The following is a 12279-nucleotide window of genomic DNA, read 5'->3' on the forward strand; positions in this document are numbered from 1 at the left end:
AGTGTTTCCCTGGTTTTTGATTAGAGAACTTTCGCGAGGAACGCGGCGGTGCGCGGATGGTCCGGCTTATTGAAAACCTTCTCCGGCGTGCCGATTTCGAGGATGCGCCCCTGTTCCATGAAGACGACCCTGTCGGAGACCTCCCGGGCAAAGCCGATTTCATGGGTGACGATGATGAGGGTGACGCCGGAGCGCGACAGCTCCTTGATGACATCAAGCACCTCGTTCACGAGCTCAGGATCGAGCGCGGATGTCGGTTCATCAAAGAGCAGCACCTTCGGTCGCAGGGCGAGCGCGCGGGCAATGGCCACACGCTGCTGCTGCCCGCCCGAAAGCTGGCGGGGATATGCGCCTGCCTTTTCAGCCAGACCGACGCGGGCGAGAAGATCGCGCGCCTCGGCCTCGGCCTGTTCTTTAGAAATGCCGCGAACTGCGACCGGCGCTTCAACGATGTTTTCAAGTGCGGTGAGATGGGGGAAGAGGTTGAAGCTCTGGAACACCATGCCCACCTCGACACGGCGTTTCAAAATGTCCTTTTCTTTCAGCTCATAAAGCGTGTCGCCTTTCTGCCGATAACCGACCAGCTCACCATCGATCGCGATGAAGCCATCATCGACCCGCTCCAGATGGTTGATCGAGCGCAGCAGCGTCGACTTACCCGAACCAGACTGGCCGAGGATCGTGGTGACACTGCCGGCGGGAATGGAAAGGCTGACATCGTCAAGTACCTTCAGCGTCCCGAAAGATTTGGAAACGCCATGGATGCTGACCGAGCCGCCGCGGTTGCCAGGATGGAAATGGGCAGCGCGTACCGGCACCGTCTGCTCAGTCTTCGCAACAGCGGGCTCCGCCGCATCAGGTGCAGTCTTGCGCGGCAGGAAGGTGCGAACGATCGTGGCGAAGGGTGATGGCGGCGGATTGCGCAGCGCCCCGCGTGAGAAATGCCGCTCGATATGGTGCTGGACAATGGAAAGCGCCGTCAGGATCACCAGGTACCAGACGGTGGCGACCATCAAGAGCGGTATCACTTCCAGATTTCGCCGGTAGATGATCTGGATCGTGTAGAACAGCTCCGGCAGGGCGAGGATATAGACCTGCGACGTGCCCTTGGCGAGGCCGATGATGTCGTTGAAGGCCGTGGGCAGTATCGAGCGCATGGCCTGCGGCAGAACAATCCGGGACGCCTGTCGGCGGCGGGGAAGGCCCAGTGCGGCGGCGGCTTCGAGCTGTCCCTGATCGACCGACAGGATGCCGCCACGCACAATTTCCGAGGCAAAGGCGGCCTGATTGAGGGTAAGACCAAGGACCGCGGCCGCAAAAGGCGTCATCAGCTGCGTGGTGTTCCAGCTGAAGAAATTGATACCGGTATAGGGCACGCCGATCGTGACGGTCTCGTAGAGATAACCGAGATTGTTAAGGATCAGTAGAAGCACGATCAGTGGGATCGACCGGAAAATCCAGATATAGGTCCAGGAAACGGCTACCAGCAATGGTGAACGGGAAACGCGGGCAAGCGCCAGCAACGTTCCGAGCAGGAAACCAAACAGAGCGCCAAGAGCAGTCAGCAGCAATGTCCGGCCGAGCCCGACCAAAACCGGCTCAGCAAAGAACCATTCGGCAAACACGTTCCAGCCCCAGCGCGGATTGCCGAAAACAGAATGCAGGACGGCCGCGATGACAAGAATAGAGAAAACCGTGCCCACCGTCCGTAGCGGGTAACGCGCCGGCACGATGCGGAAATGGGAATAGCCGCCTTTGGCCAACCCGCTCTCGACGGGAGGGGCCTTCGGGTCGTTCAACCCAACATGCGGAAAATCAGAAGCTATGGTCATCAGAACGGGCCTTTCACGGATGGGCCGGAGAAAGTTGCGTCTGGCCCCCCAATAGCGGCGTTCGATCCAGAACTGTGCCGGACAGCCATTTTTCGAAGGGCAGCGATTTGATCGTCTCGGGATCGGCGGTCGTGTCGAAAAGAGCCCGATAGCCGTTGGTAAGGTAGAGCCCCACCGCCTCCGGCTGGCGGAACCCGGTTGTCAGGTAGACGCGGGCATAACCCTGCCGCGCCGCCTGCTCTTCAAGTTCCCGCAAAACGAGTTTTGCGAGCCCCTGGCGGCGATGAGCGGAATGGGTCCAGACACGTTTGAATTCTGCGGTTTCATCGTCGTGACGCATGAAGGCACCACCGGCGATCGGCTTGCCATCCCGCAGGAGCAGCAGGAAATTTCCCGAAGGCGGGCTGAAGGCCTCCGGCGGATATTTGTTCAGTTCCGCCTTGGCGCCTTCCGCGTTGAAAAAGGTGCCGTAACGGCTATCGTATTCGAACAGCAACTCCTCCAGAAGTGGGGTTGCGAGCGGATCTTTGACCGAGGTGTAGAGAAAACTGTCGCTCATGTCCTTATCCTCAATTTTGCATCAGGAGAGGTAGGCTTCGGCCAGGCGCACCCAGAAGCGCGCGGCCGGCGCGATGACCGCGTCATTGAAATCGTAGTGAGGGCTGTGCAACGGTGCGCTTTCGCCATTGCCGACGAAGAGGTAGGAACCCGGCCGCTCCTGCAGCATGAAGGCGAAATCCTCGCTCGCTGTCCGCGGCTGGAACGTTTCGGCAATCTGCGCGGACGGGAAATGCCTTCTGGCGACCTCACGGGCGAAGACCGTCTCCTGGGCGTGATTAATGACCGGCGGGAAACCACGGGAGTATGAGACATCGGCCCTTGCGCCGAAACTTTCCGCCTGCGCTCTGGCCAGCGCCGGAAGACGCTCCTCCAGCCTGTCGCGCACGGCGGGCGAAAAAGCCCGGGCGGTGATCTGCAGCTCGACACTCTCGGGAATGACGTTGGAGGCGGTTCCGCCATGGATGGAGCCGACCGTCAGCACCGCCATCTCGCGCGGATCGACATTGCGCGAAACGATGCTTTGCAGGGCGGTAATGAAGCTCGCCGAGGCGAGAACCGGATCGACCGTCTCATGAGGCGACGCTCCATGCCCGCCCCTGCCGATGATCTGCACCTTTGCCTTGTCGACGGAGGCCATCGCAGGACCTTCGACGAAGCCGAACTGCCCGGTTTCCACACCCGGCCAATTGTGCAGGCCAAAGACGGCATCGACGGGAAAGCGCTCGAACAGCCGATCCCTGATCATCGCCCTTGCTCCGGCTCCGATCTCTTCGGCAGGCTGAAAGATCAGGGTCAAAGTCCCTGAGAAATTCGATGTTTCGGCAAGATAGCGAGCGGCAGCAAGCAAGATCGCCGTATGGCCATCGTGGCCGCAGGCGTGCATGATGCCAGGTGTTCCACTGGCATAGGCAAGGCCTGTCTCTTCATGGATCGGCAACGCATCGATATCGGCGCGGATGCCGAGGCGTTTTTCACCATGACCACGTCTGAGCGCAGCGACGACGCCATGGCCGCCGACACCCTCCGTCACCTCATATCCGAAAGACAGGAGATAACGGGCGATGAGCGCCGCCGTGCGCGTCTCCGTCAGCGAAAGCTCCGGGTGCCGGTGAAGATCGTGCCGGATGGCGATGCTTTCCTCGATGAAGGCAAGGATTCCCCGTTCGGCGTCGTCCTGCCGACGCGCGCCGTCAATGCGGATATTCATGGTTCTGTCTCCTGCGCAGCGTTTTTTTCGCCGCGTCTTGAAATCTGTGCCGGGCTGCGATCACCGCCGCCCGGCCGCAACCTTATGCGATGGCCTTTTCCGTGTTGCTTTCGCCGCTGGAATAGACACTTTCCTTGAAAGGAAGGCCGAGGTGATCGCGCAGCGTCGCGCCTTCCAGATGCGGATCGAAATATCCGCGGCCTTGCAGCACCGGGATGACGAGGCGGACAAAATCGTCAAGCCCTTCGGCGATCACCGGAAAGCCGAGGATAAATCCATCGGCGGCGTCATGCTCCACCCAGCGGATGATTTCATCCGCCACTTTGTCTGGCGTGCCAATAAAGCCTTCGCGCGGAGTGGCGGCTTCCAGCGCCGCCTCGCGCAACGTCTGGTTCTTTTCCTTCGCCCGGCGCTTGATGCGGTCGGTCGTCGAGCGAAAGCTGTTCTTGCCGATCTCCCCAAGTTCGGGAAATGGCTCATCCAGCGGATAAACACTGAAATCATGATGATCAAAGAAGCGCCCGAGATAGGCGAGCGCATCCTCAATGGTGATGAGGTTGCGGATCACGTCATATTTCGCCTCCGCTTCCTCCTGTGTCTCGCCAACGATGGGCCCGATGCCGGGAAAAATCTTGACGTCGGCAGCCGACCTGCCCTGCGCGACAGCACTCTGCTTCACGCGCTTGAGGAAGGTCTGGTTTTCCTCTAGTGAGGCAGAATTGGTAAAGACGGCATCGGCGTGTTTACCCGCGAGGCCGATACCGGCATCGGATGAACCGGCCTGAAACACCACTGGCTGGCCCTGCGCCGAGCGCTGGATGTTGAGCGGCCCCTCCACCTGGAAGAACCGACCTTTGTGGCTGAGGGTGTGGAGTTTGGCGCGATCGAAAAACTGCCCGGTCTCGCGGTTGCGCACGAAGGCGTCATCGTCCCAGCTATCCCAGAGACCCTTGACCACTTCGAGATATTCATCGGCAATCTCGTACCGCAACGCGTGTTCCGGATGATTGCGGCTATAATTCTTCGCCGTGCCTTCAAGCGGTGTCGTCACCGCATTCCACCCGGCGCGACCGCCGCTCAGAAGGTCGAGAGAAGCGAACTGACGGGCAATGGTGAAGGGATCGCTGTAGGAAGTCGATACCGTGCCCGCGAGACCGATCTTCGATGTGACGGCGGCGAGCGCCGAGAGGATCGTGAGCGGCTCGAACCGGTTGAGGAAATGCGGGATCGACTTCTCATTGATGTAGAGCCCGTCCGCCACGACAGCGAAGGCGATTCCGGCCGCTTCCGCCCTCAGGGCGCTCCTTCTGAAAAACTCGAAATTGACGCTGGCGTCCACCGGGCTCTTGGGGTGTCGCCAGGCGTTCATGTGCCCGCCTGGACCCTGAAGCATGATGCCGAAACGGATTTTCTTTTTCGTCATATCATAGGCTCCTGAAAGAAAATCACGCCGCCCGTGACAGGCGGTGCGTGGCCAAAAGTTCGATCGAGGCGAGCCTTTGATCGGCCCCGACGTGAGGCGGCTCGATGATGAATTCTTCAATCCCGTGCTCTTCAGAGAGGGCGCGAAGCGCCTTGTGGATGCCCTCAGGGCCGCCGTGCAGGATGTTAGGCTTGCGCTCTTCGATGCGGTAATCAGCGTCGCCCAATTGGCGTGCAAATTCCTCCGCCTGCTCGCGGCGGCCGAGATTGAAAGCCCTGCCGTCGCTCAAGAATACCCGGTAGATGCGCTGACCCTCGACCTGTCTTGCCGCATGAGCTGGGTCACTGTCGGCAAACACGGAGAGAGCAACGATTGGCGCCCGGCCACCGCTTTCCGCGCGAAAAGCCGAAAGGCTGCGACGGAGGACGTCGGTATCGCCATTCAGATGACCGGCAAAGACGAAATTCCAGCCCTTTGAGGCGGCAAGTCTTGCGCTCTCGGGACTTGCACCCAACAAAAACCGCTCAACCGCCACTGGCGGCACCGGGGTCGCCTGTAAGCCGGCCTGTGCATGTCCTTGAGGTGCTGCGCCCGACAAAAATGTCGTGAGCTCGCCGAAAGTGGCCTCAAAATCCGGCTTGCGGTCAGGATCGTAAGCCTGCTGGAGGGCCGACGTCGCCAGCGGCAACCCGCCCGGTGTCTTGCCGACACCAAGATCAACCCGGCCCGGTGCCAGCGACGAGAGCACGTTGAATACCTCTGCAACCTTATAGGGGCTGTAATGCTGCAGCATCACGCCACCCGAACCGACGCGGATGCGGGAGGTCTTCGCGAGGACCCATGCGACAAGCGCCTCTGGTGCAGAGCCGGCAAGCTCGGGCGAATTGTGATGCTCAGCCACCCAGAACCGCTTGTAACCCAGCTCCTCTGCCCGTCTGGCGAGGTTGATTGTGTCGCGGAACGCGCTCGCGGCGTCCTCTCCTGTCGGGACCGGGCTTTTATCCAGCAAACTGAGCGTATACATCGTCACCTCGCGCTTTTGATGGATACTTTGTCTACCGATTTTATAGACTAATAAAGGATGTTCGTTCCACGTTGCGGGGTGATCAGAGAAAATCTTGTTTATGGATGTCCTTTTCCGCATCGCGGCCGGTGAGCGTGCAACCGCAGGACCAAAAAAGTTGAAAACAGCTTTTGCAGTCGCTTTCGACATCAAACCCATTGGAACAGGCTTGCGCGCAAAATCGCTTAAAACTACTTAGTAACTAAGGAATAACGGTAGCCGTCATGCGGAGCGTGGCGGAACACTTCTCGGATCAGGCAATGTTGACCAAAAAAGGCAAATACGGATTGAAGGCCCTTGTCGACCTGGCGCGTTTGCCGCAGGGCGAAACCGCCTTCGTGACCGAAATTGCGGCTCGCAATAACATTCCGAAGAAATTCCTGGACACCATTCTTCTTGAACTGCGCAACACCGGCATTCTGCGATCCAAAAAGGGTCCGAATGGTGGCTACTCATTGTCCAAGACGCCATCTGAGATCATGATCGGCCAGGTCATCCGCACGCTCGATGGACCGCTCGCCCCCATTCGCTGCGCAAGCAGAACGGCCTTCGAAGCATGCGACGACTGTGACCACCCAGAAACCTGTCAGGTGAGGGTCTCGATGACGGATGTGCGGGACGCCATTGCAACCATATTGGACAACATGACGCTCGCCCAATTCGTAGCAAAGGGCGGGCACGAGCCGTTGGTGCTTCCAGCCATCAAATAGAACGACGAGAAGCCTCAATCTCGCTCAGGCTAAAGATGCGCCTGCAAATGGCTGAGATCGTCGTTCAGGGAAGCAATCAGCCCTGCCTCGCTGCGCCCCTCGACAAGCCCGAGACGTGCCATCAATATCTCAAGCGCAATGGCGTTGTTGCGGACGGAGCGATTTGTCACATTCTCCGCTCCGACCTGGGCGGCATCGATGTTGCCCGCGAGGCTCGCCATCTGCGCTTTCAAGAGTTCGATGGCGAGAAATATTTCCCCAAGCACAGGTCGCGCGGCACCCTCATCCGCCAGTCGGTCGATCAGGAGCGCCTCAAGCTCACGCTGCTTCTGCCCGAGGACTACCGCCGCGTTCAAAAGTGTTGCAACGGAAGCGGCGAGGCTGCCTGCATCCTGCGCAAGAACGGCGACATGATCGGCGAGCAGCCCGTGTCGTAAGGACTTGCGGTGATGACGCATGACGACAAGACGCTGCTGGCCCGCCTTGTTGACGGTCGGAACGACGATCCAGTCGGCATTACCCGTTATTGATCCCGCGACCTCATCTGGAAGTGTCAGGGGCCCATCATCGTCGTTGACTTCGACCGCCGCATCCGGGTGCGACGCGACTTGTGCCGAGGCGAATGTCTCGCCTCTATCAAGACGGGAAAAAAGGGACTTGCGCTGTTCCTCACTCCCTGCATTCCGGATGAATTCAAGCGCAGTAAAATGTTCAACGAGGTCATGCGCAGCAGCCGTATCGGCCTTGGAGATGATGGCGATCGCTTGCGACAAAACATCGTTGGTTATATCCGCCCCGCCAAATTCCTCTGGGACCGAAAGAGAAAGAAGGCCTGAACGCGCGATCCGGGCACGGATCTGCGCGCCGCTTTCGAAGACGCAGTGCGATGCAATCGACCGGGCAACGCCGAGAACATCGACGTCCGCACCGAGGCGTGGAGGAACGAAACGACGTGTTTCGCCAAGAGGCGTGACAGATCCCATGCTCAACTCCCCTAAAAACGACTGAGCGACAGCGACCGACGATCGCGTCAGTCTACTGAATGATATCGCCCGTTCTGGTAAAGCAGCGAGTGACCGGAGCCGATGCGAATCGCCTCCACCTTGCCGATGACGATGACATGGCTATGGCGCTCGATCGCTTCTTCGATGGTGCAATCGATTGCAGCAACGGCATCTTCGAGGATCGGCGCACCGCTTGCTAGCCTTGTCCATTCCGCGCCACGATATCGCTCGGTTCCCTTTAGCCCGCCAATTCCTGCGAATTGATTGGCCACGAACTGATGGGGCGTGCCGACGATGTTGACGGCAAAATGGCCGAACCGCTCCACGACAGGCCATGTGGACGATGAACGGTTGAGCGCAACAAGAATCCGCGGCGGATCGACTGACAGCGCCGTTGCCGACGTTACCGTAGCGCCCGTACGCGCATCGCCCTCGCCCGCCGTAATAACGCTGACGCCGCCCCCGAGCGTTCTCAGGGCTGCCTTCAGGCTGTCGGCATCGGCCGCCCTGCCCGCCACCGGCTCCCGAAGATTGATGAATTGTTGATCCTTGGCCGCATATTGCAATGTCATCACATGGCTCCTGAAACAGCTGAATTCTCTACAGCTAACAGCCGGGAAGGGGGCAGAAATAGACATCGTTTTCCATAATACTATTAGTCTATAGAAATAATGTTTTTTAAGCCTGCGTCACGCCTTCCGCCACTCTGAAACCGCTCAGGACCCCGAGACCAGCTTCACATTACCGCCGTGGCCGCCGCCACCGAACGCCTGCTTGGCGCCAAAGGAAGATCGGATTTCATTTCGCGGTCCCGCAAGGCCGATCTCCGGAAACAGAAGTTCAGAGATACGATAGGCTTCTTCCAGGTGAGGATAGCCGGAAGCAATGACCGTATCGATTCCGAGTTCCTGATATTCCTTAAGCCGCGCTGCCACCGTCTTTGGTGATCCGACCAGCGCGGTACCCGCGCCAGACCGCACAAGGCCAATTCCCGCCCACAAGTTGGGAGACACTTCCAGTTTGTCGCGCCGACCATTATGAAGCGCCTGCATCCTCGCCTGCCCGACGGAATCCGATGCCTTGGAGAAAACCTCCTGAGCGGAGGCGATCGTCTCGTCGGAAAGCTTTGAAATCAGCTTGTCCGCATCGGCCCAGGCTTCCTCGTCAGTCTCACGCACGATGAAATGCAAACGGATACCGAAGGTCACCTTCCGTCCCTTCTTGGCGGCGGCAGCGCGCACCTTGGCGATTTTCTCCGCCACCTGCGCCGGCGGCTCGCCCCAGGTCAGGTACTTATCGGCAAGACCAGCCGAAAACTCGATGCCGGCATCGGAAGAGCCGCCGAAATAAAGCGGCGGGCGCGGCTCCTGCACCGGCGGCAAACCAAGCTTTGCGTCGATCGCCTTGATGTAGTTTCCATCGAGGTGTGCCTTGCCGGTCTCGATCAGCGAATTGAACACCTGGAAGAACTCGTCGGCGTGGTCGTAACGCTCATCATGTGGCAGGAAAATGCCGTCACCGGCCAGTTCCTGCGCGCTGCCGCCGACCACGATGTTGAGCAGCAGTCGGCCGTGGGAAACGCGATCGAGCGTGGAGGCAAGCCGCGCATAATAGGCAGGTGATGCCACGCCCGGGCGAATGGCGACGAGGAACTTCAGTTTTTCGGTATAAGCGGCAAGATTAGCCGCCAGGATGAAGGATTCCTCACATGCAACGCCAGTAGGAATGAGGACGCCGGAATAACCAAGCCGGTCGGCGGCCTGCGCAATTTCACGGAAATAGCCAGGGTCAGAAGGGCGCGACAGATCGTCCGAGCCGAGATAGCTGCCATCGCCTGACGAGGGTATGAACCATAAAAAATCGAGAGGGTTATCGCGCGTGCTCATTGACTGGTCCTTTGCAAAATGCCCTCGGGCAATGCGACGTGTTGAGAAAAGGGTAGCCACTTACCCGTCGTATTGAAGAAATGTCGTTCCAATTTCGAACGGCGGAAGAGAGTTTCTCACCTATGCCGCTGCTGCCCTGAAGAAAGAATTGAGCTCTTTTTCTAGCGCCGAAAACACCGGATAGAGCCCGAACGTGCCCGAAAAAACCCGTTTCAGGACGCTCCAACGTCAGCCGGCAAATTCTCGCCCTGTCCCACCGTTCTTGAGAACGGCCGGGGCCTCGGCGTTGTCGCCTCCACGCTCGTCTTCAATCGCTCAAAAAGAGCATAACCTTCAGGCCACCGCCCATGGCCGCTTGCGATGTTGATATGCCCGGCCGCACCAAGATTGGTAACATTGCTGCCCCACAGTCGCGCGGTCTGCGCAAGCTGCTCGCCATTCATATATGGATCGTTTGTGCTACCCACGATAAGGCTTGGGAAGGTGAGCCGCCGTCTCGGAAAAACGCCAAAGCGGACGATGCAGGGATGCATCGTCTCAACGCGATCGAGATGGGCAGGCGCAACGAGAAGCGCTCCCTTGATCTTGGTGGCGAAGGGCCGTGAAGCCGCGTTCGCCACCAGCAGGCAACCAAGGCTATGGGCAACGATGTATGCCTTATCCACCGTTGCTAGCGCTGTTTCCAGACGGTCTATCCAGTCTTCAAGGACAGGGCACTGCCAATCGTCCTGTTCGACCAGCGTGGCCTCGGGATTATCCCGCAGCCAGTGCCGTTGCCAATGCCCTTCATCCGAGCCGTTCAAGCCGGGAACAATCAAGGTCGTACACATGCCTGCTCCATGGATGTGAATGATGTCGAGCAGCATCGCGAACTTTTTGCTGAAAGTACACGACGACAGTACTCAACTTGTTTCACGTCCCGAAAAAATGATCTAGGAATTATGGGTATATCATAATTAAATTTTTTTCAGAGGCGACGCAGCCCCCACATATCGGAAAATATTGCTCATAATTTCTATATAGAAAATATATGCAATATGGGCCTCCTCGACAGAAAGCTTTTCCTCTTCAGCGCTACAAAAGAAATATCGCTTTGTCGCGGCGGGACCGCCGGTTTGCCATTCTGATTACTGGAGAGGACCGCGCGTTCGAAACGTGGCACGTGGGCTTACGGTCATAAAATGGCGAGTCGGGCGAATGGATATGAGCGGAACGGGCGAATTTCTCTGGTACATTCCCAACGACGTCACGCCCGGCCATCGCGGCGACGCCGTCAGCGAAAGCCACAACAGCCTGGATACATTAACGAACCATGCCACCGCTCTGGAGGCACACGGTTGGAAGGGCGCTCTACTCGGCACGGGTTGGGGGCGACCGGATACCTTCACGGTCGCGGCAGCGCTTGCGGCCCGCACCACCACCTTCGAGCCGCTGATAGCCATCCGCCCCGGCTACTGGAAGCCTGCCAATCTTGCATCCGCTGCCGCCACGCTTGATCAGCTCTCGGGCGGAAGAGTGCGGATCAACGTCGTCTCCGGCCGGGACGAACTTGCGGCCTACGGCGACGAAGAGAGCGATCAGGCGCAACGCTATGCGCGTACGAAGGAATTCATGCGTCTGGTGCGGCGGCTTTGGACCGAGGAATCCGTTACGTTCAATGGTGACCATTTTCGAGTAAAGAACTCCACCGTCCTACCCCGCATCGCTCCACGCAACGATCGGCCGCACCCGAAACTTTATTTCGGCGGCGCCTCGGATGCGGCTGAGCAGGTTGCCGCAACCGAGGCCGACGTGCAGCTTTTCTGGGGGGAACCCCTTGCTGGCGTGCGCGAGCGGATCGAAAGGCTGAGGCACCTCAGCGCAGCACTCGGTCGGGATCTCCCGCCGCTGCAGTTCGGACTGCGTATTACCACCCTGGTGCGGGAAACAACGGCGCAGGCGTGGCGGGATGCAGAAGCGAAAGTTGCCGAGATGGCCGCCAGCAGCGGCGTCCGCTGGAACGACCACCTGCAGGCAATAGCGGTCGGCCAACGCCGCCTGCTGGAACTCCACCATCAAGGCGACGTGCTTGATGATAATCTTTACACGGCCCCGGGGAAATTCGGCGGCGGCGGCGCCGCAACGACGTGGCTGGTCGGTTCGGCGGAAGATGTCGCCGCATCGCTTAAAAAATACCAGGCGCTGGGCGTCAGCCATTTCATCCTTTCGGATACGCCATATCTGAAGGAAATAAAGCGGCAGGGCGACGCCCTTCTGCCGCTTCTGCGGGACTGAGAGCGTCAGCCCGCTACCTTCAAGGGCGAGGTATTTTTATTGAGCTGTGGCAGGATCGAAGCGAAGTCAGATAGAATCTGACGATAGTCCTCAGACTGGAACTCGTAAGGCAACTCCAGGCGGAACTCCGAGACATGCGGCAAGACCGGATCGCGCGAGAGAGTTTCCAGGATCTTTTCGGTAGAGCCGACGATATCGGGCAGGAAAAGCGTACGGCGTGCACCATGTGGTGCGCGCGTGCGCTTGTCGCGCTCCGCAACGAACTCCGCGTACCGGCGCCGGGTCGCGGGGCTGGCGCTGTCGGTCGGCAGGATAACAC

11 protein-coding genes and 1 pseudogene are annotated in these 12279 nt (G+C 59.0%); 2 read left to right on the forward strand and 10 right to left on the reverse strand.

Annotated features, from left to right (window positions below; all coding sequences use genetic code 11):
- Positions 1–20: 20 nt before the first annotated feature.
- The 5 genes from ACUTJJ_RS13890 to ACUTJJ_RS13910 all read right to left on the reverse strand — a co-directional run bounded on the left by ACUTJJ_RS13890 (position 21) and on the right by ACUTJJ_RS13910 (position 6047).
- On the reverse strand, positions 21–1832 hold the full coding sequence (locus tag ACUTJJ_RS13890; protein ID WP_445542537.1) for an amino acid ABC transporter permease/ATP-binding protein: 1812 nt from the start codon (positions 1830–1832) through the stop codon (positions 21–23).
- Between the two features lie 13 nt (positions 1833–1845).
- Positions 1846–2391: a GNAT family N-acetyltransferase gene (locus tag ACUTJJ_RS13895; RefSeq protein WP_445542538.1), complete on the reverse strand. Its 546-nt coding sequence runs from the start codon at positions 2389–2391 to the stop codon at positions 1846–1848.
- A 21-nt stretch (positions 2392–2412) separates the two neighbouring features.
- Complete coding sequence (locus ACUTJJ_RS13900; protein ID WP_445542539.1) at positions 2413–3600, reverse strand: M20 aminoacylase family protein; 1188 nt, start codon at positions 3598–3600, stop codon at positions 2413–2415.
- An 82-nt stretch (positions 3601–3682) separates the two neighbouring features.
- Positions 3683–5023: an LLM class flavin-dependent oxidoreductase gene (locus tag ACUTJJ_RS13905; RefSeq protein ID WP_445542540.1), complete on the reverse strand. Its 1341-nt coding sequence runs from the start codon at positions 5021–5023 to the stop codon at positions 3683–3685.
- A 22-nt stretch (positions 5024–5045) separates the two neighbouring features.
- Positions 5046–6047: an LLM class flavin-dependent oxidoreductase gene (locus ACUTJJ_RS13910; RefSeq protein WP_445542541.1), complete on the reverse strand. Its 1002-nt coding sequence runs from the start codon at positions 6045–6047 to the stop codon at positions 5046–5048.
- Positions 6048–6346: 299 nt separating this feature from the next.
- Between ACUTJJ_RS13910 and ACUTJJ_RS13915 the strand changes: the two genes are divergently transcribed.
- Positions 6347–6796: an RrF2 family transcriptional regulator gene (locus tag ACUTJJ_RS13915; protein WP_445542542.1), complete on the forward strand. Its 450-nt coding sequence runs from the start codon at positions 6347–6349 to the stop codon at positions 6794–6796.
- Positions 6797–6825: 29 nt separating this feature from the next.
- Here ACUTJJ_RS13915 and ACUTJJ_RS13920 read toward each other — a convergent pair whose 3' ends face one another.
- From ACUTJJ_RS13920 to ACUTJJ_RS13935, 4 genes are all read right to left on the reverse strand, one after another.
- Positions 6826–7779 carry an acyl-CoA dehydrogenase family protein gene (locus ACUTJJ_RS13920; protein ID WP_445542543.1) on the reverse strand — a complete coding sequence of 318 codons (954 nt, stop codon included), beginning with the start codon at positions 7777–7779 and terminating at the stop codon, positions 6826–6828.
- A gap of 47 nt (positions 7780–7826) precedes the next feature.
- A complete protein-coding gene (locus ACUTJJ_RS13925; RefSeq protein WP_063950462.1) occupies positions 7827–8372 on the reverse strand; it encodes a flavin reductase family protein in 546 nt (181 codons plus the stop codon).
- A gap of 144 nt (positions 8373–8516) precedes the next feature.
- Entirely contained in the window at positions 8517–9686 is a 1170-nt protein-coding gene (ssuD, locus tag ACUTJJ_RS13930; protein WP_445542544.1) for an FMNH2-dependent alkanesulfonate monooxygenase, read from the reverse strand.
- Positions 9687–9898: 212 nt separating this feature from the next.
- Complete coding sequence (locus ACUTJJ_RS13935) at positions 9899–10516, reverse strand: alpha/beta hydrolase (protein ID WP_445542545.1); 618 nt, start codon at positions 10514–10516, stop codon at positions 9899–9901.
- 373 nt (positions 10517–10889) lie between these two features.
- On the opposite strand from ACUTJJ_RS13935, the gene ACUTJJ_RS13940 reads away from it, so the two are divergent.
- Positions 10890–11960 carry an LLM class flavin-dependent oxidoreductase gene (locus tag ACUTJJ_RS13940; RefSeq protein ID WP_445542546.1) on the forward strand — a complete coding sequence of 357 codons (1071 nt, stop codon included), beginning with the start codon at positions 10890–10892 and terminating at the stop codon, positions 11958–11960.
- A 5-nt stretch (positions 11961–11965) separates the two neighbouring features.
- On the opposite strand, the pseudogene ACUTJJ_RS13945 reads toward ACUTJJ_RS13940, so the two are convergent.
- A pseudogene (locus ACUTJJ_RS13945) lies at positions 11966–12279 on the reverse strand (LLM class flavin-dependent oxidoreductase); the annotation flags it as partial.

The organism is Agrobacterium sp. DKPNP3 (assembly GCF_052686535.1).